The 25279-nt window shown below is 47.1% G+C and carries 23 protein-coding genes; 18 read left to right on the top strand and 5 right to left on the bottom strand.

Features of this window, described 5'->3' with window-relative positions; translation table 11 throughout:
- Positions 1-132: 132 nt before the first annotated feature.
- Positions 133-714, top strand: a complete 582-nt coding sequence (lpcA, locus tag OH773_RS17330) for a D-sedoheptulose 7-phosphate isomerase (RefSeq protein ID WP_064553165.1) — start codon at positions 133-135, stop codon at positions 712-714.
- 125 nt (positions 715-839) lie between these two features.
- Positions 840-1607 (top strand): class II glutamine amidotransferase, encoded by a 768-nt coding sequence (locus OH773_RS17325; RefSeq protein ID WP_270140396.1) that lies wholly within the window; start codon positions 840-842, stop codon positions 1605-1607.
- On the opposite strand, the gene dpaA is transcribed toward OH773_RS17325, so the two are convergent.
- Positions 1578-2315 (bottom strand): peptidoglycan meso-diaminopimelic acid protein amidase, encoded by a 738-nt coding sequence (dpaA, locus tag OH773_RS17320; protein WP_270140394.1) that lies wholly within the window; start codon positions 2313-2315, stop codon positions 1578-1580. The genes OH773_RS17325 and dpaA overlap by 30 nt on opposite strands.
- A gap of 486 nt (positions 2316-2801) precedes the next feature.
- Here dpaA and OH773_RS17315 point away from each other — a divergent pair, with 486 nt between their 5' ends.
- From OH773_RS17315 to dinB, 8 genes are all read left to right on the top strand, one after another.
- Entirely contained in the window at positions 2802-4145 is a 1344-nt protein-coding gene (locus tag OH773_RS17315) for a Na(+)-translocating NADH-quinone reductase subunit A (protein ID WP_270140392.1), read from the top strand.
- Between the two features lie 3 nt (positions 4146-4148).
- Positions 4149-5387 carry an NADH:ubiquinone reductase (Na(+)-transporting) subunit B gene (locus OH773_RS17310; RefSeq protein WP_183271404.1) on the top strand — a complete coding sequence of 413 codons (1239 nt, stop codon included), beginning with the start codon at positions 4149-4151 and terminating at the stop codon, positions 5385-5387.
- On the top strand, positions 5380-6174 hold the full coding sequence (locus OH773_RS17305; protein WP_270140389.1) for a Na(+)-translocating NADH-quinone reductase subunit C: 795 nt from the start codon (positions 5380-5382) through the stop codon (positions 6172-6174). The genes OH773_RS17310 and OH773_RS17305 overlap by 8 nt, the downstream gene beginning before the upstream one ends.
- Positions 6167-6805 (top strand): NADH:ubiquinone reductase (Na(+)-transporting) subunit D, encoded by a 639-nt coding sequence (locus tag OH773_RS17300; RefSeq protein ID WP_270140387.1) that lies wholly within the window; start codon positions 6167-6169, stop codon positions 6803-6805. The genes OH773_RS17305 and OH773_RS17300 overlap by 8 nt, the downstream gene beginning before the upstream one ends.
- Before the next feature lie 6 nt (positions 6806-6811).
- Positions 6812-7408, top strand: coding sequence for an NADH:ubiquinone reductase (Na(+)-transporting) subunit E (gene nqrE, locus OH773_RS17295; RefSeq protein WP_183271401.1), 597 nt, complete (start codon positions 6812-6814; stop codon positions 7406-7408).
- 12 nt (positions 7409-7420) lie between these two features.
- Positions 7421-8644 (top strand): NADH:ubiquinone reductase (Na(+)-transporting) subunit F, encoded by a 1224-nt coding sequence (gene nqrF, locus OH773_RS17290; RefSeq protein WP_270140384.1) that lies wholly within the window; start codon positions 7421-7423, stop codon positions 8642-8644.
- Positions 8645-8655: 11 nt separating this feature from the next.
- The gene (nqrM, locus tag OH773_RS17285) at positions 8656-8880 is read left to right on the top strand and encodes a (Na+)-NQR maturation NqrM (protein WP_183271399.1); all 225 of its coding nucleotides are present in this window, start codon (positions 8656-8658) and stop codon (positions 8878-8880) included.
- Positions 8881-8987: 107 nt separating this feature from the next.
- Positions 8988-10043, top strand: coding sequence for a DNA polymerase IV (gene dinB, locus OH773_RS17280; protein WP_270140380.1), 1056 nt, complete (start codon positions 8988-8990; stop codon positions 10041-10043).
- A 43-nt stretch (positions 10044-10086) separates the two neighbouring features.
- Here the strand turns inward: dinB and pepD are convergent, their stop codons facing one another.
- A complete protein-coding gene (gene pepD / locus OH773_RS17275; RefSeq protein WP_270140377.1) occupies positions 10087-11544 on the bottom strand; it encodes a cytosol nonspecific dipeptidase in 1458 nt (485 codons plus the stop codon).
- Positions 11545-11809: 265 nt separating this feature from the next.
- On the opposite strand from pepD, the gene gpt reads away from it, so the two are divergent.
- The 3 genes from gpt to crl all read left to right on the top strand — a co-directional run bounded on the left by gpt (position 11810) and on the right by crl (position 14212).
- Positions 11810-12268 (top strand): xanthine phosphoribosyltransferase, encoded by a 459-nt coding sequence (gene gpt, locus OH773_RS17270; protein ID WP_034457839.1) that lies wholly within the window; start codon positions 11810-11812, stop codon positions 12266-12268.
- Between the two features lie 237 nt (positions 12269-12505).
- Positions 12506-13753 carry an esterase FrsA gene (gene frsA, locus OH773_RS17265; RefSeq protein ID WP_270140374.1) on the top strand — a complete coding sequence of 416 codons (1248 nt, stop codon included), beginning with the start codon at positions 12506-12508 and terminating at the stop codon, positions 13751-13753.
- A 57-nt stretch (positions 13754-13810) separates the two neighbouring features.
- A complete protein-coding gene (gene crl / locus OH773_RS17260; RefSeq protein WP_270140372.1) occupies positions 13811-14212 on the top strand; it encodes a sigma factor-binding protein Crl in 402 nt (133 codons plus the stop codon).
- Between the two features lie 40 nt (positions 14213-14252).
- On the opposite strand, the gene OH773_RS17255 is transcribed toward crl, so the two are convergent.
- Entirely contained in the window at positions 14253-15353 is a 1101-nt protein-coding gene (locus OH773_RS17255) for a porin (RefSeq protein WP_270140370.1), read from the bottom strand.
- Between the two features lie 296 nt (positions 15354-15649).
- Between OH773_RS17255 and proB the strand changes: the two genes are divergently transcribed.
- From proB to OH773_RS17235, 4 genes are all read left to right on the top strand, one after another.
- A complete protein-coding gene (gene proB / locus OH773_RS17250; RefSeq protein WP_183271393.1) occupies positions 15650-16753 on the top strand; it encodes a glutamate 5-kinase in 1104 nt (367 codons plus the stop codon).
- A 10-nt stretch (positions 16754-16763) separates the two neighbouring features.
- Positions 16764-18017: a glutamate-5-semialdehyde dehydrogenase gene (gene proA, locus OH773_RS17245; RefSeq protein ID WP_270140367.1), complete on the top strand. Its 1254-nt coding sequence runs from the start codon at positions 16764-16766 to the stop codon at positions 18015-18017.
- Between the two features lie 508 nt (positions 18018-18525).
- The gene (gene ehaB, locus OH773_RS17240) at positions 18526-21456 is read left to right on the top strand and encodes an autotransporter adhesin EhaB (RefSeq protein WP_270140365.1); all 2931 of its coding nucleotides are present in this window, start codon (positions 18526-18528) and stop codon (positions 21454-21456) included.
- Between the two features lie 142 nt (positions 21457-21598).
- A complete protein-coding gene (locus tag OH773_RS17235; protein WP_270140363.1) occupies positions 21599-22219 on the top strand; it encodes a helix-turn-helix domain-containing protein in 621 nt (206 codons plus the stop codon).
- A 34-nt stretch (positions 22220-22253) separates the two neighbouring features.
- On the opposite strand, the gene ampH is transcribed toward OH773_RS17235, so the two are convergent.
- The gene (ampH, locus tag OH773_RS17230) at positions 22254-23405 is read right to left on the bottom strand and encodes a D-alanyl-D-alanine-carboxypeptidase/endopeptidase AmpH (protein ID WP_255459270.1); all 1152 of its coding nucleotides are present in this window, start codon (positions 23403-23405) and stop codon (positions 22254-22256) included.
- 177 nt (positions 23406-23582) lie between these two features.
- Entirely contained in the window at positions 23583-23870 is a 288-nt protein-coding gene (locus tag OH773_RS17225) for a hypothetical protein (protein ID WP_270140361.1), read from the bottom strand.
- A gap of 431 nt (positions 23871-24301) precedes the next feature.
- On the opposite strand from OH773_RS17225, the gene lpxP reads away from it, so the two are divergent.
- On the top strand, positions 24302-25228 hold the full coding sequence (lpxP, locus tag OH773_RS17220; protein WP_270140359.1) for a kdo(2)-lipid IV(A) palmitoleoyltransferase: 927 nt from the start codon (positions 24302-24304) through the stop codon (positions 25226-25228).
- Positions 25229-25279: the final 51 nt, after the last annotated feature.

The following is a 25279-nucleotide window of genomic DNA, read 5'->3' as shown; positions in this document are numbered from 1 at the left end:
TTCACAAAATAATTACAACCTTGCTCACATTGTTATCGCACAGAACCGCAAAAGCAGGTGGATATGGCGCTTCTCGCGCTATTCGGTAAACTGCATGGGTTAATCAATCGAAAAATACTGAAGGACATCCTCATGTACCAGGATCTTATTCGTAACGAATTGAATGAAGCGGCAGAAACGCTGGCTAACTTCCTGAAAGATGACGCTAACATTCATGCCATCCAGCGTGCGGCGGTTTTGCTTGCTGATAGCTTCAAAGCGGGTGGCAAAGTTTTATCTTGCGGTAACGGTGGCTCGCATTGCGATGCAATGCACTTTGCTGAAGAACTGACAGGGCGCTACCGTGAAAACCGTCCGGGTTACCCGGCAATTGCCATTTCTGATGTCAGCCACATCTCCTGTGTTGGCAACGATTTTGGCTACGACCATATCTTTTCTCGTTACGTTGAAGCTGTAGGTCGTGAAGGCGATGTGTTGTTGGGGATCTCTACTTCTGGAAACTCTGGTAACGTTATCAAAGCGATTGAAGCGGCGCGTGCGAAAGGCATGAAAGTCATCACCCTGACCGGGAAAGACGGTGGCAAAATGGATGGGACTGCGGATGTTGAAATTCGCGTTCCACACTTCGGTTACGCTGACCGTATTCAGGAGATTCACATCAAAGTGATTCATATTCTGATCCAGCTTATCGAAAAAGAGATGGTCAAAGCTTAGTTTGAGGGTAGAGGGTTTACGCCCTCACCCCGGCCCTCTCCCCCAGGAGAGGGAGAAAACAAATCCAATCCCCTCTCCCTCAGGGAGAGGGTTAGGGTGAGGGTGGTTTAAGCCTGGAGGTTAATATGTGCGAACTGCTCGGGATGAGCGCCAACGTACCAACAGATATTTGCTTTAGTTTTACCGGGTTGGTGCAGCGTGGCGGAGGAACGGGGCCGCATAAAGATGGCTGGGGAATTACCTTTTATGAAGGTAAGGGTTGCCGTACATTCAAAGATCCGCAACCTAGTTTTAATTCACCCATTGCTAAACTTGTGCAGGATTATCCGATCAAGTCCTGTTCTGTGGTCGCACATATCCGTCAGGCAAATCGCGGTAAAGTCGCGCTCGAAAATACCCACCCTTTTACGCGTGAGCTATGGGGTCGCAACTGGACCTATGCCCACAATGGCCAACTCAAAGGCCATCGCTCTCTTGAAACTGGCCCGTTCCGCCCGATTGGTGAAACTGACAGTGAGCAAGCATTTTGCTGGTTACTCCATAAATTGACACAACGCTACCCACGAACACCCAGCAATATGCAGGCAGTGTTCCGCTACATCACCGAACTTGCTGGGCAATTGCGTGAGAAAGGCGTGTTTAATATGTTGTTGTCGGATGGTCGTTATGTGATGGCGTTTTGCTCCACAAACTTGTACTGGATTACCCGACGAGCACCCTTTGGTGTGGCAAAGCTGTTGGATCAAGATGTGGAAATTGATTTTCAGGAAGAGACCACACTCAACGATGTGGTCACTGTCATCGCGACTCAACCCCTGACGGGAAACGAAACCTGGCACAAGATTGCACCAGGTGAGTCGGAATTATTTTGTCTCGGAGAACGCGTAGTTTGATGCCAACTGCGGTTGTGTCGTAGGCACAACCGGCTTACTGATCACATAGTTACCGCTAATAACAGAAACGCCTGGCGGCTGGTGATTTGCCATAAAGTAGTCATAACCCGGCTTCAGTTGTTTCCAGAAGTTGATGTAGTACGAATACTTGTGGCGTTCCATATTGGCGTCAGTCATGCGGAACGGGTAAATGCTTACTTGCACGTTCGGTTGGCCGAATACCAATGCTCCAGTGACAAACTGGAAAATCTCATCAATGTTGGTGTCAGTCATGGCATAGCAGCCAACAGACACGCAAGCACCGTGAATCATCAGATACTGACCTTGATAACCATGTGAGCGATCAAACTCATTCGGGAAGCCGATATTAATGGCTTTATAGAAGCGGCTATCAGGTTTGAGCTGGTTACGGGTCACGTTATAAAAACCTTCAGGGCTCTTAAAATCCCCCTGACGTTGTTTTGGACCTAACCCACCGGAGTAGTTACAGATGCTATAGCTGTCGAGCAACTGAAACTGTTCGCCCATCTTCACATATAACTCTAATGTGCGCTCTTCCTTAAATATCTGAATATAAACAGGAGAGCCCATAAGTTGTTGCTTGAATTCTTTGCTGACAGGTGTGGCTGACGAATTGCTGCTTAATAAGCTGGCAAATGACACGCACGGCATCAGAAGCATCGCAATAACGAGTGCGATCTTACGCATACTGCTTTATTCCTTGATAGAACTTATACCAAATGCCAGGACGGCAAAATAAGAAACCCGAAATCAGAATGCTCTGGATTAGGAACGCTCACATTAGCATCGTTATGATTTTTCGCAAGCCTGAAAAGACACGTTTACACACATAACTGGTCGTTAAGATATACCTATGCAAAGGATAAGAGTTAGGTTTTTGCGTAATAGCTCGCATTGCTGCATATCAGAGTGTCGATTTCTCCCCATTCCAGACCCTATTGATGCTAAAATTCCCCGCGAATGTTGACCTGCGGATAAGAACGGAAACTATCCATAAGTCGGTTGTCCTGGTTGTTTGGGCGACTTATCACTCCCTCTCGTAATAGTGAACGGATGCGTTTCCATTTTTAATCTGCCTTATGTGTCGCATTGGTTGAACCCTGTTTCGACCCCTCAGTTGTCGGCTACAGTTTTTGTCGGTATGTTTAAGCCAATTTTAAACGTGATAACCTTATGATAAAAATCAAAAAAGGTCTGGATTTGCCTATCGCCGGTTTACCGGAACAGCAAATTCATGACGGCCCAGCGATACCCTTAGTGGCCCTGCTCGGTGAAGAGTATGTCGGCATGCGTCCTTCAATGCTTGTGCAAGAGGGCGATAAGGTATTGAAAGGCCAGCCACTCTTCGAAGATAAAAAGAACCCTGGCGTTCTCTTTACTGCTCCTGCTAGTGGGACGGTAAAAGCGATTAACCGTGGCGAGCGTCGAGTGCTGCAATCTCTGGTTATTGAGGTTCAAGGTGATGAACAAGTCGTTTTCGAACGCTTTGCAGCAGAAAACCTTGCCAAACTGCCGCGTGAAACCGTTCAGGCACAATTGTTAGCTTCTGGTTTGTGGACTGCGCTTCGGACTCGTCCATTCAGCAAAGCACCACAACCATCAACAATTCCTGCAGCCATTTTTGTCACCGCGATTGACACCAATCCACTGGCGGCTGACCCGCAACCTATTATTCGCGCTCATCGCGAAATGTTTGATGCCGGTTTAACGCTGTTATCCAGACTGACTGATGGCAAAGTCCATGTCTGTCAGGCTGGTGGCGGTAAGCTCGGTGGTCACCCCGCTGGGCAAGTGACTTTTAATGAATTTGCTGGCCCTCACCCAGCTGGGTTAGTGGGTACACACATTCATTTCCTCGAGCCAGTTAGCCTGCAAAAAATGGTCTGGCACCTGAATTACCAGGATGTGATTGCCATCGGCAAATTGTTCGTGGAAGGCGAGTTGTGGACTGAACGTGTCATTGCATTGGCAGGTCCGCAAGTTAAAAAGCCACGTCTGATCCGCACTCGCCTGGGCGCTTCAATCGACGTATTGACGGCGGGTGAATTGGAAGAAGGCGAAAACCGCATTGTTTCTGGTTCGGTATTAAGTGGCACGATAGCTGCTGGCCCGCGCGCCTGGCTTGGTCGTTTCCACTTGCAGGTTACCGTTCTGAAAGAAGGGCGTGAAAAGGAACTGTTTGGTTGGGTCATGCCGGGTGCAGACAAATACTCTATTACCCGTACGACTATCGGCCACTTCCTGAAGCGAAAATTATTCAATTTCTCAACAGATACCAATGGTGGCGAGCGTTCAATGGTACCGATCGGCAACTATGAACGTGTTATGCCGATGGATATTCTGCCAACGATGTTATTGCGCGATTTATTGGCGGGGGATACGGACAGCGCTCAGGCGTTAGGGTGTCTGGAGCTGGATGAAGAAGATTTAGCGCTTTGTACTTATGTTTGCCCTGGGAAATACGAATACGGTCCAGTGCTACGCGAAGTGTTAACCCGCATCGAGCAGGAAGGATAAGTCATGGGTTTGAAGCATTTATTTGAAAAACTAGAGCCGCACTTCACGCAAGGCGGAAAGCTAGAAAAATACTACCCACTCTTTGAAGCTACGGCGACATTGTTCTATACACCGGGCATCGTTACGCCTGGGGCCTCCCATGTTCGTGATGCTATCGATCTGAAGCGCATGATGATCCTGGTATGGTTTGCAGTATTTCCAGCCATGTTCTGGGGCATGTACAACGTTGGGTTACAAACGATTCCCGCACTGAACAAAATGTACGGAGCGGAACAACTCCAACAGGTGATTTCATCTGACTGGCACTATGTCGTCGCACAATGGCTTGGGGTTAACTTTACGCCTGATGCTGGCTGGCTGAGCATGATGACGCTTGGCGCGGTCTTCTTCCTGCCAATCTACATCACTGTGTTTTTGGTGGGGGGTTTTTGGGAAGTCTTGTTCGCAATCATCCGTAAGCATGAAGTTAACGAAGGCTTTTTTGTCACTTCTATTCTGTTTGCGTTGGTGGTTCCTCCAACATTACCGCTATGGCAAGCGGCACTCGGTATCAGTTTCGGTGTGGTTATCGCCAAAGAGATATTCGGTGGAACAGGTCGTAACTTCCTGAACCCCGCATTAGCTGGTCGTGCCTTCTTGTTCTTCGCCTATCCAGCGCAGATTTCGGGCGATTTAGTGTGGACTGCGGCAGATGGTTTCTCCGGTGCAACACCTCTTTCTCAGTGGGCGAATGGTGGTAGTGAAGCCCTGATGAATGTCGCAACCGGGCAGCCTGTCACCTGGATGGATGCATTCCTCGGCAACATTCCCGGCTCTATTGGTGAAGTATCAACACTGATGATCCTGATTGGGGGGGCGATTATCCTGTTTGGTCGCGTGGCTTCCTGGCGCATCGTTGCTGGCGTGATGCTCGGTATGATTGCCACAGCAACCCTGTTTAACTTCATTGGTTCTGCAACCAACCCGCTGTTCGCTATGCCATGGTACTGGCATCTGGTGCTTGGAGGTTTTGCCTTTGGCATGATGTTTATGGCGACAGACCCAGTTTCCGCTTCGTTTACTAACAAAGGTAAGTGGTGGTATGGGGCGCTCATCGGCGTGATGTGTGTACTGATTCGTGTTGTAAACCCAGCCTATCCAGAAGGGATGATGCTGGCGATTCTGTTCGCCAACCTCTTTGCACCGTTGTTCGATTACCTGGTTGTGCAAGCCAATATCAAGCGGAGGAAGTCGCGTGGCTGAAGTAAAAAGTAACGATAGCATCGGCAGAACGCTGCTGGTGGTGCTGGTGCTTTGCCTGGTCTGCTCCGTCGTGGTGGCAGGCTCAGCTGTAGGGCTTAAAGCGCGTCAGCAGGAGCAAAAAGCGCTCGATAAACAGCGTAACATTCTGGATGTTGCGGGCTTAGCAACACCAAAAATGACCGGCGAAGATGTCAAAGCAATCTATGAAACACGCATTACACCGCGTTTGCTGGATCTTAAAAGTGGTGAGTTACTCGATAAAGACGCCTCTAAATTCGACCAGGCAGCGGCATTGCGTGACCCCGACCAGAGCGTGACGCTCTCGACAAGTGAAGATCGCGCCGGGATAAAGTATCGCAGCAATATCGTCGAAATTTATCTGGTTCGCGATGAGCAAAACAAAGTGCAGGAAGTCGTCTTGCCTGTTTATGGCAAAGGCTTGTGGTCGATGATGTATGCCTTTGTTTCTCTGCAAACTGATGGTCGTACGGTAAAAGGTATCACTTACTACGATCATGGCGAAACGCCAGGGTTGGGTGGTGAAATTGAAAACCCAGTCTGGCGTGAGCAGTTTATCGGCAAGAAAGTCCTTGATGATAAAGGCCAGCCTGCACTGCGCATTGTGAAGGGTGGCGCACGTCAGGGTGATGAGTTCGGGGTTGACGGTTTATCGGGTGCCACGCTGACGGCTAACGGAGTACAACACACTTTTGATTTCTGGATGGGTGAACTTGGTTTTGGCCCTTTCCTGAAAAATGTACGTGAAGGAGCGCTCAACAATGGCTGATTTTTCAGACATGAAAGAGGTCAAACGGGTACTGGTTAGCCCGTTGATAGATAACAACCCCATTGCCTTGCAAATACTCGGCGTCTGCTCGGCGCTGGCGGTAACCACAAAGCTGGAAACCGCGTTTGTCATGACGCTTGCGGTCACCGTGGTGACGGCGTTTTCCAGCATGTTCATCTCGATGATCCGTAACCTGATCCCAAACAGTGTGCGAATCATCGTGCAGATGGCGATCATTGCATCGCTCGTGATCGTCGTGGATCAGATCCTCCGCGCTTACGCCTACGAAATTTCCAAACAACTTTCGGTCTTTGTCGGCCTGATCATCACCAACTGTATCGTCATGGGGCGCGCTGAAGCGTACGCCATGAAGTCGCCACCGTTGGCAAGCTTTATGGATGGTATCGGTAATGGCCTGGGATATGGCGTGATTCTGCTGCTGGTTGGCTTCCTGCGTGAGCTTATTGGCAGTGGTAAATTGTTTGGTATCACGGTGCTTGAAACGGTGCAGAACGGTGGCTGGTATCAGCCGAACGGGCTGTTCCTTCTCGCGCCGAGTGCATTCTTTATTATCGGCCTGCTTATCTGGGCCCTGCGTACGCTCAAGCCTGCGCAGCAGGAAAAGGACTAACTGACTATGGAACATATGATTAGTCTGTTTGTGCGCGCAGTGTTTATTGAGAACATGGCGCTCGCGTTCTTCCTTGGTATGTGTACCTTCCTTGCGGTCTCCAAGAAAGTCTCTACTGCATTCGGTTTAGGTGTAGCGGTAACCGTCGTTTTAGGGATTGCGGTCCCTGCGAATAACCTGGTTTATAACCTAATTCTTCGTGATGGCGCGTTGGTAGAAGGTGTTGATCTGAGCTTCCTGAACTTCATTACCTTCATTGGCGTGATAGCCGCGTTGGTGCAGATCCTCGAAATGATCCTTGATCGTTTCTTCCCGGCTCTCTATAACGCGCTGGGTATTTTCCTGCCGCTTATCACCGTTAACTGCGCCATTTTTGGTGGCGTGTCGTTTATGGTGCAGCGTGACTATAGCTTCGGTGAATCCATTGTTTATGGAGTTGGCTCTGGTGTGGGCTGGATGCTGGCGATTGTCGCGATGGCCGGTATCCGCGAGAAGATGAAATATGCCAATGTGCCCGCAGGATTGCGCGGCTTAGGAATTACCTTTATCACCACTGGATTGATGGCGCTGGGCTTTATGTCATTCTCCGGTGTGCAGCTGTAAGGGCGAAAACGTATGGAAATTATTCTTGGCGTGGTGATGTTCACGCTCATTGTTTTGGCCCTGGCTCTGTTGATTTTGTTTGCCAAGTCAAAGCTTGTGAACTCCGGTGATGTGCTGATCGAAATTAACAACGAAGCAGACAAACAGTTTCATGCTCCGGCGGGTGACAAACTGCTTAATACACTCTCAAGCCAGGGGATTTTTATCTCTTCTGCTTGTGGTGGCGGTGGTTCTTGCGGGCAATGCCGCGTGACAATTAAAGAGGGTGGTGGAGATATTCTGCCAACCGAGCTTTCGCACATCACTAAGCGTGAAGCGAAAGAAGGCTGCCGTCTTGCCTGTCAGGTTGCTGTTAAGCAAGACATGAAAATCGAGCTTCCGGAAGAGATCTTTGGCGTTAAAAAGTGGGAGTGTGAAGTTATCTCTAACGATAACAAGGCGACTTTCATAAAAGAACTCAAACTGCGCATTCCTGATGGTGACGTGGTGCCGTTCCGTGCGGGGGGGTATATCCAGATTGAAAGCCCGCCTCACGAAGTTAATTACCAGGACTTTGATGTTCCACAGAAATATCGCGGTGACTGGGATAAGTTTAATCTTTTCCGCTTCAAATCTGTGGTGAAAGAGCCCTGTGTTCGCGCTTACTCCATGGCGAACTACCCGGATGAGAAAGGCATTATCATGCTGAACGTGCGTATTGCTACGCCGCCGCCGAATGTGCCAGATGCACCACCGGGGATAATGTCCTCCTATATCTGGTCGTTGAAAGCGGGTGATAAAGTGACGATTTCCGGGCCGTTTGGTGAATTCTTTGCCAAAGATACGGACGCTGAAATGGTGTTCATTGGCGGTGGTGCAGGTATGGCCCCAATGCGTTCACATATCTTTGACCAGCTTAAACGCCTTCATAGCACGCGTAAAATCAGTTTCTGGTATGGAGCTCGTTCACTGCGCGAGATGTTCTACGAAGAAGAGTTTGAAAAACTGGCGCAGGAAAACCCGAATTTCACGTTCAATGTGGCGCTTTCTGATCCACAGCCAGAGGATAACTGGACGGGTTACACCGGTTTCATCCACAACGTATTACTGGAAAACTATCTTCGCAGCCACCCGGCACCAGAAGACTGTGAGTTCTATATGTGTGGGCCGCCGATGATGAATGCCGCAGTGATTAAAATGCTTAAAGATCTTGGCGTAGAGGATGAAAATATCATGCTCGACGACTTTGGCGGCTGACGGGAACCATTATGCTGACACTGTTTTTAGCCACCTTCGTTATATTTCTTCTGGTGATATTTGGAATGTCACTGGGAGTTATCGTGAAGCGTAAAACGCTTCAGGGTAGCTGTGGTGGCATTGCCGCACTAGGCATGGAGAAAGTCTGCAACTGTCCTGAACCTTGTGATGCCCGTAAGAAGCGCATCGCGAAAGCTGAGCGGCAGGCAAAACTTCAGCAAAACCGCATCTTGTGATCCTCTATAACCTCCCGACAATCGGGAGGTTATCTTTTCATACAGACTTTCCTCAATTATCATTTTAACTGTATACTTATCCAGTGATGTAACTGGTGCGAATAGGTATGCGTAAAATCATTCATGTTGATATGGACTGCTTTTTTGCAGCTGTAGAGATGCGTGATAACCCTGCATTGCGGGATGTGCCGCTGGCAATCGGCGGTAGTGCACAACGCCGCGGCGTCATTAGCACTGCAAATTATCCCGCTCGGAAATATGGTGTGCACAGCGCGATGTCAACGGCTATGGCTCTCAAACTATGCCCGCACCTGACTCTTTTGCCAGGGCGCTTTGACGCATACAAAGAAGCTTCAAATCATATCCGTGAAATTTTTAGCCGCTATACCCCACTTATCGAGCCGCTGTCACTGGATGAGGCTTATCTGGATGTCACCGATAGTCTGAACTGCCTGGGCTCTGCAACGCTTATGGCAAAAGAAATTCGCCAGGCTATTTCGGATGAACTTAATCTCACTGCTTCTGCGGGTATCGCCCCGGTAAAATTCCTCGCCAAAATCGCTTCTGACCTTAATAAACCCAACGGGCAATACGTGATAACTCCAGAGGAAATTCCTGCATTTTTGCAAACCTTGCCACTTGGCAAAATTCCAGGCGTCGGCAAAGTCACTGCGGGAAAACTGGAGAGTTTGGGATTACGTACCTGTGCTGATGTGCAGAGCACCGATCTCGCCTCGTTACTTAAACGGTTTGGAAAATTCGGGCGCGTGTTGTGGGAGCGAAGCCAGGGAATAGATGAACGTGCAATTAATAACGAACGGCAACGTAAATCGGTTGGTGTTGAGAAAACGCTGGCAGAAGATATTCATGAGTGGCATGAATGCGAGGCCATCATTGAACAGCTTTACCCTGAACTTGAACGACGTTTGAAAAAGGTTAAACCGGATTTATTGATTGCCCGACAGGGTATCAAACTCAAATTTAATGATTTCCAGCAGACCACCCAGGAACATGTCTGGCCGCAGCTAAATAAAGCCGATTTAATCTCAACTGCGAGGAAAACATGGGAAGAGCGCCGGGGTGGGCGAGGGGTAAGGTTAGTGGGTTTACATGTGACTTTGCTGGACCCGCAGATGGAGCGGCAACTGGTGCTGGGGCTATAAAAAAACCCTCTCATTGAGAGGGTTTAGACAGGAACATACTGGCTTACTTAGCAGGAATAGCTTTCAGTAACTCAGTCAGCAAGATCCAGTATTGACCTACGCTTTCGATATGAACTTGTTCATCTGGGGAGTGTGGGCCCGTAATGGTTGGCCCAATGGAAACCATGTCCATGTCTGGATAAGGTTTCTTAAACAGTCCACATTCCAGACCCGCATGGATGACCATGATGTTCGGAGTCTTATTGAACAGCTTCTGGTAGGTTTCACGAACCAAATGCATAACAGGTGAGTTCGCATCTGGCTGCCAGCCAGGGTAACTGCCTTTGGCAACAGTTTGTGCACCCGCAAGCTGACCCAGCGCATGTAGCATGCCAACGACATAATCTTTGCCGCTATCAATCAATGAACGAATCAGGCAGATGATTTCTGCGCTTTCGTCAGTCATTGTGACCACACCTACGTTCAGTGAGGTTTCCACAACGCCTTTTACTGCATCGGAATTGCGGATAACACCGTTAGGAGTTGCATTCAACAGGCCCAGGAAAGTGTCGCGGCTTTTTGCCGTCAGTGCTTTCTTATCTGTGGTGACAGATTCAACCAGAACAGTGAGGTTTTTCTCGACCGCTGCCAGCTCATTTTTCAGAATCGACAAGAACTCATTAGCCAAAGATTTCAGCTGCGCTGCTTTATCTGCAGGTACTGCCAGGGTCGCAAAGCCTTCACGTGGAATAGCGTTGCGCAACGTACCGCCGTTCAGATCCATCAAACGAGCATCCAGTTCTGCTGCGTGAGCGAACAGGAAACGAGCCAGCAATTTGTTTGCGTTGCCCAGACCCAAATGGATTTCACCACCTGAGTGACCACCTTTCAGACCTTTGATGGTCAGCTTAAAGGTTTCGTAACCGGCAGGAATCGCTTCGCGTTGCAGTGGCAGAGTGGAGATAAAATCAATTCCACCAGCACAACCCATATAGATCTCACCTTCTTCTTCAGAGTCGGTGTTGATCAGAATATCAGCTTGCAACCAGCCCGCTTGCAGACCAAAAGCACCGTCCATACCGGCTTCTTCGGTCATGGTAAGCAGAACTTCTAATGGGCCATGAGATACCGAATCATCTGCCAGTACCGCCAGAGCGGACGCCATACCAATACCGTTATCTGCGCCCAGCGTAGTTCCGCGCGCTTTGATCCACTCACCGTCAATGTACGGTTGAATCGGATCTTTGGTGAAATCATGGACAGTGTCGTTATTTTTCTGCGGCACCATATCAAGGTGAGCCTGCAGGACCACCGCTTTACGGTTTTCCATGCCCGCAGTTGCAGGTTTACGGATCAGGATATTGCCGACCTGGTCGCGCTCTACATGAAGGCCTTTTTCTTTTGCCCAGGACAGAATATGTTCCGCAAGTTGTTCTTCATGATAAGAAGGGTGCGGTATAGAACAGATTTTGGCAAAAATATCCCACAGCGGTTGCGGAGATAATTGAGACAATTCAGACACGATAAGTCTCCTTGACATCGACTCTGCCGACTATTTTGGTTAGCAGAGACCAGGATTGATCTAAATGAAATACAACACAAGTAAGCATTGTGTGCTGGCTTGAGAATACCACTTTAACTCACGCTATGACGATCTAAAGCACGTAAAAACGAAAGGGGCGAGCCCACAGCACTGGTTTTTAGTGCGCCAGATCTCTATAATCTCGCGCAACCAAAACCCCTTTGAACATTTTTAAGCCGTTAATAACTGGCTGGGATAATTTCACATGAGCGAAAAATACATCGTCACCTGGGACATGTTGCAGATTCACGCGCGTAAGCTGGCAAGCCGTCTGCTTCCTGCTGAACAGTGGAAAGGCATTATTGCCGTTAGCCGTGGCGGCCTGGTTCCTGGCGCACTGCTGGCACGTGAATTGGGGATTCGTCATGTTGATACCGTTTGTATCTCCAGCTATGACCACGACAACCAGCGCGAACTCACTGTGCTGAAACGTGCTGAAGGTGATGGTGAAGGTTTCATCGTTATTGATGATCTGGTCGATACTGGCGGTACCGCAGTGGCCATCCGTGAAATGTATCCAAAAGCGCATTTTGTCACTATCTTCGCCAAGCCTGCAGGTCAGCCTTTGGTTGACGATTACGTTATCGATATCCCTCAGGATACCTGGATTGAACAGCCGTGGGATATGGGCGTGGTGTTTGTACCACCTTTAGCTGGCCGTTAATAACCGTCATCCTTTGAGCCACAGCGGTGTTGGCTGCACTCATTCACCCCAGTCACTTACGTGAGTAAGCTCCTGGGGATTCACTCCCTTGCCGCCTTGCTGCAACTCAAATGATTTAGGTTATACATTTCGATATTTGCACTTATTAACGCCTGGCAATGCCGGGCGTTTGTGTTATTTGGTTGCCGACAGAGTACAATAGCTGCATTCCTGACGTTTATATGGAGGCAGAAGGCGATGGTACAGGCCAACCTTAGCGAAACGCTATTTAAACCCCGATTTAAGCATCCCGAGACATCGACTTTAGTTCGTCGCGCTCAACATCAAACTGCCCCCGTTATCCAGTCTGCTCTGGACGGTAAATCTGTTCCTCACTGGTATCGCATGATTAACCGCCTGTTGTGGGTTTGGCGGGGTGTCGATCCACGTGAAATTCTTGAAGTGCAGGCTCGCATTGCGGTTAATCCTGCTGAGCGCACTAATGCCGATCTGTTTGATACGGTTGTTGGTTACCGCAGTGGAAACTGGATTTTTGAATGGTCGAAGCAGGCAATGCTTTGGCAGCAACGCGCCAACCAGGAAACCGATAAAGTTCTTAGCGGCAAATATTGGTTACAGGCTGCCAATCTTTACAGTATTGCTGCCTATCCCCACCTGAAAGGTGACCAACTTGCGGAACAGGCGCAAGTTTTGGCAAATCGAGCCTACGAAGAAGCAGCCCCACGTCTTTCCGGCGGCTTGCGTGAACTGGAATTTACTATTCCTGGTGGCGGTGCGATAACAGGATTCCTTCATGTGCCAAAAGGAGGGGAAGGTCCATTCCCAACGGTACTGATTTGCGGCGGTCTGGATGCGTTGCAAAGCGATTATTACACTTTATTCGAGAAGTATTTTGCGCCCGAAGGTATCGCGATGTTAACCATCGATATGCCATCCGTCGGATTTTCTTCAAAATGGAAACTGACTCAGGATTCGAGTCTGTTACACCAGCATGTTTTGAAAGCGCTGCCCAATATTCCCTGGATAGACCACACCCGCGTGGCGGCGTTTGGTTTCCGTTTTGGGGCAAATGTCGCGGTGCGTTTGGGGTATATTGAGGCACCTCGTTTGAAGGCCGTTGCATGCCTTGGCCCGGTTGTTCATAGTTTATTGAGTGACGCATCACGCCAGGCTCAGGTGCCGGAGATGTATATTGATGTGCTGGCGAGCCGTTTGGGAATGCACGATGCATCTGACAATGCGTTACGCGTAGAGCTGAACCGTTACTCGCTAAAAACTCAGGGACTATTAGGACGCCATTGCCCGACTCCTATGTTATCGGGTTACTGGGCGAACGATCCGTTTAGCCCGGAAGAAGATTCACGGTTAATCACTTCGTCATCTGCGGATGGTAAGTTGTTAGCGATCCCATTTAACCCGGTGTATCGCAACTTTGACAAAGCGCTGAAAGAAATTACTGGATGGATCAAGCAGAGATTACGTTAATGATTTGCTAAATTTTGTTGGTTTGGTAAAACAGATGCTTCACAACAGGAGATCGGAATGACGTTACCAAGTGGACACCCGAAAAGTAGATTGATTAAAAAATTTGCCTCGCTTGGCCCATATATCCGGGAAGAGCAATGTGAAGATAACCGTTTCTTCTTCGATTGCCTGGCTGTGTGCGTCAACGTAAAGCCTGCACCTGAGAAGCGTGAATTTTGGGGCTGGTGGATGGAGTTGGAAGCTCAGGAAAAACAATTTACCTATACTTACCAGTTTGGTTTGTTCGACAAAGACGGTAAATGGACTGCGACGGCAACAAAAGACAAAGAAGTGGATGAAAGACTTGAGCAAACACTGCGTGGTTTCCACGAGCGTTTGCGTGAGTTATTAAGCACACTGGGTCTTGAACTAGTACCAGCACAAGATTTTGCGGAAAAACCGGTAAAATTATCAGCATAAAAAAAGCCCCACTTAATAGTGGGGCTTTTTTGTCAGACTCTTAGAACTGATAAACCAAACCTAATGCGACAACATCATCGTTGTTCAGATTAAGTGCATTGTCATCGCTCAATTGGTTAATTTTGTAATCAACAAAAGCTGACATATTTTTATTGAAATAATAAGTGGCAGCCACATCAATATATTTCACCAGATCCGCATCGCCTACACCTTCAATATCCTTGCCTTTTGACTGGACATAGCCCAGAGATGGACGCAGACCAAAGTCAAACTGATATTGTGCAATAACTTCGAAGGCTTGGTTTTTATTTGCAAAACCGCTGATGCTTCTGTTAACACCATTAATAGATGCAGTACCAGAAATTGGTGTCATATTACGCGTTTCAGCATACATTGCTGCCAGATAAACATTGTGATCATCGTATTTCAAGCCCGTTGTCCAGGCCTCGGCATTATCACCCGTACCCACCGCCAGGTTTTTTTGTGCCAAAGTGCGATTGGAATTCGCATAACCAGCACCGATAGTCAGACCCGTGTCCGCAATGTCATATGACAGTGAAGTACCGAATCCGTCACCATTTTGCTTGCTAGTTGCACGTCCGTCGTTCTCGTTTTTGCCCTGATATTGCAAGGCGAGTTTCAGGCCATCAACCAGGCCAAAGAAAGTGTTATTACGATAGGTTGCCACACCGTTGGCACGGCCAGTCATGAAGTTATCGGTTTTAGTGTAAGAGTCGTCACCAAACTCAGGCATCATATCTGTATAAGATGCGATGTTATAGAGCACACCATAGTTACGGCCATAATCGAAAGAACCGATATCACCCGCTTTTAACCCAGCAAATGCCAGACGAGTTTTGGTGGTATTAACATCACCTTCAACTTTGTTAGCAGCAACTTGATATTCCCACTGACCAAACCCCGTTAACTGATCGTTAATTTGTGTCTGGCCTTTAAAGCCCAGACGAACATAAGACTGATCACCATCTACAGAATTATTATCACTCAGATAGTGTTCAGCTTTTACTTTTCCGTAGAGGTCGAGTTTATTGCCATCTTTATTATAAATTTCCGCTGCCTGCGAAGAAGTTGATGACGCCAGAAAACCCAATACCATTACTGCTAATGTGCTTTTATTCATTTTTCATCCCAATAGTGTCTACGCGCTAAAAATTTAATCGGGCGATATCCCGTTAAAAAACGCAGAGAGTTTTATCGTTCGAAGATGAAACATTTATGACAAAGTAAGAGAAAGTTTAAATAAACGTAATTATTTATATCTGTCATAAAACTGTCAAAATTTACCGCTACGTTTGCTGGTTGTTTTACATCTGGAAGTCAGTTTTCCTTCCGAGCCTGTTGGCAAGCTGCGCCACTCCTGCTACAACGTCATCTGGCATTTTAATTTTTCCAATTTCGTTGAAACGGCAGAGAATCATGAGTGACAGCCAGACGCTAGTGGTAAAACTAGGCACTAGCGTATTAACCGGTGGCTCGCGCCGCCTGAATAGAGCTCATATTGTTGAGCTGGTGCGCCAGTGCGCACAACTTCATGCCTGCGGGCATCGCATTGTTATTGTGACCTCCGGGGCGATTGCTGCGGGGCGCGAGCATTTAGGTTACCCCGAACTGCCCGCAACGATTGCATCCAAGCAATTACTGGCAGCGGTTGGTCAAAGCCGATTGATCCAGCTTTGGGAACAACTTTTTTCTATTTATGGCATTCATGTTGGGCAGATGCTACTGACCCGTGCCGATATGGAAGATCGCGAGCGTTTCCTGAACGCGCGAGACACTTTGCGAGCGCTGCTTGATAACAACATCGTACCGATAATCAATGAAAACGATGCTGTTGCGACTGCAGAAATCAAAGTTGGTGATAATGACAATCTTTCTGCGCTGGCAGCTATTTTGGCTGGTGCCGACAAACTATTACTGCTGACAGACCAACAAGGGTTGTTTACTGCTGACCCACGTAATAACCCTGAAGCTGAGCTCATTAAAGAAGTTCACGGCATTGATGACGCACTTCGAGCGATAGCAGGTGATAGCGTTTCAGGGCTTGGAACGGGCGGTATGGGTACGAAATTGCAGGCTGCTGATGTTGCCTGTCGCGCGGGTATCGATGTTGTGATTGCGGCCGGTAGCAAACCTGGGGTGATTGGTGATGTTATGGCGGGGACTCCAGTGGGGACCCGTTTCCATGCTCAACAGTCGCCATTAGAAAACCGCAAGCGTTGGATATTTGGTGCACCTCCTGCGGGTGAAATTACGGTTGATGATGGCGCGCTTGCAGCTATCCTCGAACGCGGGAGCTCCCTGTTGCCAAAGGGCATCAAAAACGTCACTGGAAACTTTTCTCGTGGCGAGGTTATCCGCATTCGCAGCCTTGAAGGGCGCGATATTGCCCATGGTGTGTGTCGATACAATAGCGACGCTTTGCGTCGTATTGCTGGTCATCACTCTCAACAGATCGGTGAAATTCTTGGCTACGAATATGGCCCGGTAGCCGTTCATCGTGACGATATGATTGTTAACTAAGGAGCTGGCAATGCTGGAAAAAATGGGCAAAGCAGCTAAAGCCGCCTCTTATCAGATGGCACTGCTTTCCAGCCGAGAAAAAAACCGTGCGCTGGAATGTATCGCAGATAATCTGGAAGCTCAGGCTGCAGCAATTTTAGAAGCTAATGAAAAAGACCTGGCTGAAGCAAAGGCCAACGGTCTAAGCGAAGCGATGTTAGACCGTTTACAGCTGACCACCTCACGCCTGAGTAGTATTGCAAGTGATGTTCGCCAGGTTTGTAATTTGACCGATCCTGTTGGTCAAATCATTGATGGCGGGATACTGGACAGTGGGTTGCGTATCGAGCGTCGTCGTGTTCCGTTAGGTGTTGTTGGCGTAATTTATGAAGCTCGTCCTAATGTTACGGTTGATGTGGCCTCACTATGCCTGAAAACAGGCAATGCAGCGATTCTGCGTGGTGGGAAAGAAACCTGGCGCACCAATGCTGCAACGGTGAAGGTCATTCAACAAGCGCTGACTGAATGTGGTTTACCTGCCGCAGCGGTTCAGGCGATTGAAAGCCCCGACCGTGCGCTGGTAAATGAACTGCTACGCATGGACAAATACATAGACATGCTAATTCCGCGTGGTGGTGCAGGTCTGCATAAACTTTGCCGTGAACAATCAACCATCCCGGTCATTACCGGTGGTATTGGTGTATGTCATATTTTTGTAGATGAAAGCGCTGAATTTGAGCCTGCTCTGAAAATCATTGTTAACGCCAAAACTCAGCGCCCTAGCACCTGTAATACCGTAGAAACCTTGCTGGTCCATCAAGGAATTGCTGTGAGTTTCTTGCCTTCGCTAAGTCAACAAATGGCAGAATCTGGCGTGACATTGCATGCTGATGAACAGTCCATGGCTCTATTGCAAAACGGCCCAGCGGAAGTATTACCAGTAAAAGCAGAAGATTACGACGATGAGTGGTTGTCACTTCATCTGAATGTGAAAGTTGTCGATGATATTGATGACGCCATTGATCATATTCGTGAACATGGAACACAACATTCTGATGCGATATTGACTCGTACGTTACGTAATGCGAACCGCTTTGTGAATGAAGTCGATTCTTCTGCCGTCTATGTGAATGCTTCAACGCGTTTCACCGATGGTGGGCAGTTTGGGCTGGGTGCGGAAGTGGCGGTAAGTACGCAAAAGCTTCATGCCCGTGGCCCAATGGGGCTGGAAGCATTAACAACTTACAAATGGATTGGATTCGGCGACGATACTGTCCGATCGTAAGGTACTTTCTGAGGTAATACATACAAGTCGAGGCGCTAAACGATTTTATGTATTACCTTTTTATTTATAACTATTTATATTTTCATCTCTCCCTGACAGAGCATTTATTAAGTGCAGAGTTTTAAAAAGCACTCCATTCTTTCCAAATAAAAATACTTTCTGTAGGCATAAATCGCTACTCTAATGAGCTTTCACTTAACCAAATGTTGTTCATTTGATTATTTGTTTTAGTTAATGAATAGGTTGTTTGAAGCAATTCATTATTTATATGTGTCATTGTATTTATAATAAATACTATTGATATGCAGCAGGTTGTATTTTTCCGTGCGCGCCAACTCTTTTTGAGTGTTTGTCTGTTTTCATACTTACCCAAGAAATTAATTGAACGATTTGCTTTGGGTACATAATAATCCTTCCACTAATACGGTTATGTAATTAGTGATTGCCGCTTACTGCATTGATTATTGATGGACCAACATAAGATTAAATCCCTTGGGAGGGATGAAAAATGCATTCTTGGAAAAAGAAACTCGTTGTATCTCAACTAGCATTGGCTTGTACTATGGCAATTGCCGGTCAGGTAAATGCTGCAAGTAATGATGTCTCAGGTACGACGTACAATACTTTCGTGCACTATAACGACTCTACTCATGACGATAGTGTTTACTATCGTGGATACGCTGGCTGGAATAACTATGGTACTGATAGCTTTTACAATGGCGATATTTATCCAGTAATCAACAACTCAACAGTAAATGGTGTTGTTTCCACGTACTACCTGGATAATGGTCTTTCCACCAACACCAATGACAATAGCCTGACAATCAAAAACAGTACCATTCACGGTATGGTAACTTCCGAATGTATGACCGTCGATTGTGCTGATGATCGTACGACTGGTTATATTTACGACCGTCTGGCTCTGACCGTTGATAATTCAACGATTGATGATAACTACGAACATTATACCTACAACGGTACTTACAATGGCGCAGCAGATTCACATGTTGTAAATGTATTCGATGACGGTACAGCTATCACTTTGGATCAGGAAGTTGATCTGGTCATTAAAAATAATTCACACGTTGCGGGAATTACGCTGACTCAGGGTTATGAGTGGGAAGATATTGACAACAATACTGTGAGTACTGGTGTAAACAGTGGTGAAGTATTTAATAACACCATTACTGTGACCGATTCTACCGTGACCTCTGGATCATGGACTGATGAGGGTACCTCTGGTTGGTTTGGTAACACTGGTAACGCAAGTGATTATTCTGGCGATTATACCCAAGATGATATAGCGATCGCAGCAATTGCTACTCCTAATGCTGACAACGCCATGCAGACAACTGTTACTCTCAACAATTCCACACTGATGGGGGATGTTGTTTTCTCAAGTAATTTTGATGAGAATTTCTTCCCGGCTGGTGCGGACTCTTATCGTGATACCGATGGCAATGTCGATACCAACGGCTGGGACGGTACTGACCGTATGGATGTTACCTTGAATAATGGTAGCAAGTGGGTAGGTGCAGCAATATCTGCACATCAGGTTGTTGTTGATGGTACTAACACATTCGTAGAAGGGGTTGAAGAAACTTCCACACTTCTCGATATAACAGCTAACAGCTTGTGGCCATACAAAATTGACGGTATCGATAACCCAGATACTGCATATGATGAGGGGCATATTGCTAGTAATGCAGTATATCAGAGCGGCCTATTCAACGTAACGCTGAATGGTGGTTCAGAATGGGATACGACCAAAAAGTCTCTGATTGATACTTTGAGTATTAACAGTGGTTCTCAGGTAAACGTTGCTGATTCTTCTCTGGTTTCTGACTCTATTACTCTGACTGGGGCTTCTTCACTGAACATTGGTGAAGATGGTCATGTCGCAACTGACTCGCTGACTATTGATAACAGTACTGTATCTTTGGCTGACGATGTATCTGCTGGCTGGACAGTGAAGAATGCAGCTTTGTATGCAAACACCATTAGTGTGACTAATAATGGTCTGTTTGATGTGAAGACTGATCAGTCGAATATTAGCGCGTTCCAGACTGACGTACTGAATGTGACCAGTACCACTGATACTGGTGGTAACATCCACGCAGGTACATTTGACATTCACAGCAACCGTTATGTGCTGGATGCCGACCTGAGCAACGACCGCACCAACGATACTTCTCAGTCTAACTACGGCTACGGTGTTATTGCCATGAATTCTGATGGTCACTTGACCATTAATGGCAATGGCGATGCTTACGATGCAGACCAGACTGAAGCAGGTCAGAGCGAAGTTGATAACTTAGGCGACAAAGTAGCTGCTGCTACTGGTAACTATAAAGTACGTATTGATAACGCGACTGGTACTGGTTCCGTTGCTGACTATAATCGTAACGAGTTGGTCTATGTTAACGACCAAAACAGCACCGCTACTTTCTCTGCTGCTAACAAAGCTGACCTGGGTGCTTACACCTATAAAGCAGAGCAGCAAGGCAATACTGTTATTCTGAAACAAGATCGTCTGACCGATTACGCAAACATGGCGTTAAGCATTCCATCTGCTAACACCAACATCTGGAATCTGGAACAAGATGCTCTGGCAACTCGCCTGGCAAATGGTCGCCATACTGCAGGTGATACTGGTGGTGCGTGGGTAACTTATACCGGTGGTGGCTTCTCTGGCGATAACGGTGTGCTGAATTACGATCAGGACGTTAACGGTATTATGGTTGGTCTGGATAAACAGATTGACGGTAATAATGCTAAGTGGACTGTTGGTGCAGCAGCAGGCTTTGCCAAAGGTAGCATCAGCGATAACAGTGGTAACGTAGATCAGGACAGCCAGTCTGCTCGTATTTATTCGTCTGCTCGCTTCCAGAATAATATTTTCCTGGATTCAAACCTGAGCTATAGCCACTATAGTAATGATTTGACTGCAACCATGAGTAACGGTGATGCGGTTGATGGTGATGTTTCTTCCGATGCTTGGGGCTTTGGTATGAAGTTGGGTTATGACATTCAACTCAACCAGCAAGGCTATGTGACTCCATATGCTTCTATTTCAGGCCTGTTCCAGGACGGTGATAATTACCAACTGAGTAACAATATGAAAGTTGGTAGCCAGTCTTACGACAGCATGCGTTATGAATTAGGGGTGGATACTGGTTATACCTTTAGCTATGGTGACCAGGCTGTGACTCCTTACTTCAAACTGGCTTATGTCTACGACGATTCCAATGGCAACAGTGCCGATGTTAACGGTGATAGCATCGACAATGGTGTAGAAGGTTCTGCGGTTCGTGTAGGTCTGGGTACTCAGGTTAGCTTTACCAAAAACTTCGGTGGTTATGTTGATACCAACTACCTCGGTGGCGGTGATGTCGATCAGGATTGGTCAGCTAACGTCGGTGTGAAATATACTTGGTAATAATGTATAGCATTGTGGTTTGTTAGAAAAAATCTGATGATCCATCAATATTATTTCTAGTTTGAATGCGTTTTTTATAATGGATGCCTATTCCAGATTGGGATAGGCATTTTACTGGCCATTAAGATAAAGGAATATCTTTATGTATATAAAACCATTGGCTCAACTCGAAGCCATTCGCAGCAGATTGGTGGATGTGGGTAAAAAATTTACTCTGCCAGCAGACAATGAATTGAGCATGTTTAAAGAGGATACCCAACCATTAGTTTGGTTTTTTAGTGAAGGCAGTATCATACTGCATCGAGAAATGGATAACCTTTTGATGGAACTGGTTTCAGCTCCAACATTGATTGGCCTGGCCAATATGTTTCATACAACTCAGATTAAATATCGAATAACGACTCAAACTGAATGTCAGGGTTTTACTCTTCCTGCAAATCTTGCTTTTGAAATTATTGAAAAATACAAGCTTTGGCAACCCGCTTTTCACTGGGCAACTTATCTGTTGCGTAATCTTGAGCATCGTGATGCTCGTTTTATTGGCACGACAACTTATTCTCAGATTCGGGCCACTTTGCTCACCATGGATTCATGGAGTTCTGATTTGCGTGCGCGTACAGGTGTTATTAATTTCGTGCAAAAAAGAACTAAAATATCCCGCTCAGTAGTTGCTGAAGTATTGTCTGCTCTACGTAAAGGTAATTATATTGAGATGGATAAAGGTAAGCTGGTTTCGATAAATCGTCTACCCGTCAGTTATTGAAAAAAGCAGGTCGACAAATCGACCTGCTCAATTATCAAGATGAAGGGCTAGCTTGAGAGGTAAACCCGCTTAATTCCGAAACTAAATCATTTACCCCATCACTCATATTCACGAAACGAGTTAATGGTGAGCGGGTTACAACGACAAAAACCCCGACATTACTTTGCGGAACCATCGCCATATACGTGATGAATCCACCACCCCCTCCGGTTTTTTGCACGATGCCCGGTCGACCATTTTTTGGTGCCATATATACCCAGCCCAGTCCTAAGGCATCAGCTTTTCCTGGTACATCCATACCAATAACCTTGGTGAGTTGTGCACGTTGATAGATAAGCGTCTGCATTCTGTCGGCTTGGGTATTACGGCGATGGAAATCGGAACTCAGGAACTGCTGCATCCAGCGCATCATGTCATCAGGTGTCGAATAAACGCCACCACTGCCAATTGCCGCGAGCGTATTATCACAAGGGCTGGCACCTTTCTCTGCCACCATCAGGCGTTTGCATTGGTCAGGTGAAGGCGTAAATGTAGTGTCCTTCATACCCAATGGACGGGTGATTTGTTCTTCGAACAACTGAGGATAAGGTTTGCCTGCAGCACGCCCCAGCGCATCGGCGAGAAGGTCAAATGCGAGATTTGAATAAGAGGCGATTGTACCCGGTGCGCTTTTTAAACTCGCATTGGCGAGCCAATTCCAGCGTTGGTCACGGGTCGGCCAGGTAAACACTGTTCGATGTGCGGCACCGCCAGGTTGTTCACGAGGTAATGAACTGGTGTGCGTTGCCAGATTCACCAGAGTAATAGGTTTGCCATTGAAAGTAGGGACTCTGGCTCCGGCAGGGGCATATTTGCTTAATGGATCATGGAGCTGAACCTTTCCCTGATCCAACATTTTCACCAGCATTTCACTGGTCATGAGCTTGGTCAGTGATGCAATGCGGATAACAGAATCAAGTTGCGGGCGAACGTTGTTGCCTGGTCGAGTCTCACCAAAACTTCGGAACACGCGTTGGTTACCATCTATCACCACCATTGCCATGCCTGTAGCACCGCTGCCGTAATAAATATGATTGGCATAACGATCTGCTATTTCCGAAGCAAAAACAGGATCGGGAGATGTTTGTGCAAAACTTAAAATTGGCAGCGCGGCAATGACAAGCGCCGCGAGACGCGGGAGACGAATTTTCAACGCGGGTAACCCATTAAACGAAGTGAAGCGATATTGATCGTATTTATACTACTCTAAGGCGCTACGCAAACGGGAAAATGAGGATTGTGATGAGAAAAAGCGTAACGTGGCATTTCAAGAGTATTTTCGCTTAGTAATGCACCACAGTTTACGACTGCGGTGCAATCCGCATTAATTTGTTTTCTGTACGTCTTTTTGCGTTACGTCGTCAGTTGTGCCGCCTTGCTTGAGCATTTTATCATCACTTTTATGCTCAGAGCGCATCTCGTGTCCTGATTCGCAGCCTTTTTTGTTTTCGTTTCCTGCTGCACGGCAGTCATCAATAATATGACCGGGATTATTGAGCTGCTCCTTCTCTGCTTGCAAACCCGATGTGCTGGTCGCTGGATTCTCGGCAAAGGCGCCGACGCTTGCGAATAGAAGAGTGCTGGACAGTAAGGCTAAAGCTAGTTTTTTCATTGTGCCAGGTTCCTGAAGAGTGTAGGGAAATCCCAATAAGTATTAGTCCAGAAATTGATTTTCGATAGCTGAAAAGACTAAAATTTATCCGTTAGAAATCACACTTTTAACTTCGTGCTTTCACAGGCTCTTCAGGTGCAGGCAAATGAAACATTCTCTACTGGCTAATCGTCGAAATTTGATTTAAAACGTCTGTTTTTTAAACGACAATGTGTGTGTAACTCATAATCTATACGCAATGAAGCGAAATACGTAAAAAAACTGACAACATCTATACATGGCTTGATCAGAAAATGCGTATTATCAGAGTCACTTTGATCTCCCTGCTGCAACTATTACCGCCGTGTGGCGCCATAGTTCGAGCTTACGCTGTACCGCTAATGAGTGACTTCTTTTGCGATACACACTAATTACGCATACAGAAGCTGATAATGTCTAGTAAACCGCGCTTTCAAACTGAACTTCTCCATCCCCGTTATTGGCTAACCTGGTTTGGTCTGGGTATTTTGTGGCTCTGGGTGCAATTGCCTTACCCCGTACTACTGAAAATGGGCGACTTCATTGGTCGTGCATCCATGCGTTTTCTCAAACGCCGAGTATCCATTGCTCGCCAGAACCTTAAACTGTGTTTCCCGCACTATACCGATGCGCAGGTTGATGCCATCGTGGTGCAAAATTTCTCGTCGCTCGGTATGGGCTTAATTGAAACAGGAATGGCCTGGTTCTGGCCGGATGCACGAGTACGTAAGTGGTTCGAAGTCAATGGGCTTGAACATATCACTGCGGCTTGTGAAAAAGGTCAAGGCGTGATGGCTATCGGCGTTCATTTTATGTCGCTGGAATTGGGAGGTCGCGTGATGGGGCTTTGCCGTCCGATGATGGCAATGTACCGTCCGCACAACAACAAAGCGATGGAGTTTGTTCAAACGCGGGGGCGTTCTCGCTCCAATAAAGCCATGCTGGATCGTCGTAATTTGAAAGGTATGGTGAAGGCTCTTAAAGCAGGCGAAGCTGTCTGGTTTGCACCCGATCAGGATTACGGTCCTAAAGGCAGTTCCTTCGCTCCGTTCTTTGCTGTGCAGAAGGCTGCGACAACCAACGGAACTTACACGATTGCTCGTTTGGCAAAACCAGCGATTCTGACTATTGTGCTCATCCGTAAGAAAGATGGCTCGGGTTATCAACTCGTTATTGAACCTGAGTTTACTGATTATCCACTGGATGACGAACAGGCCGCCGCTGAGTACGTGAATCGTAAGATCGAACGTGAAATCATGCGGGCGCCAGAGCAATACTTATGGCTGCATCGTCGATTCAAAACCCGTCCGCCGGGTGAGCCTAAACTTTATACGGTTTAAAGCCAAAACAGGTATGTGTTACGCTCCTGCATTCCTCGTTTAGTGAGAGCT

The sequence above is a fragment of the Buttiauxella sp. WJP83 genome (genome assembly GCF_027594725.1).
GTDB lineage: Bacteria > Pseudomonadota > Gammaproteobacteria > Enterobacterales > Enterobacteriaceae > Buttiauxella > Buttiauxella selenatireducens.
Note: the sequence above shows the minus strand (reverse complement) of the source record. Positions and strands in the feature narration are given on the sequence as shown.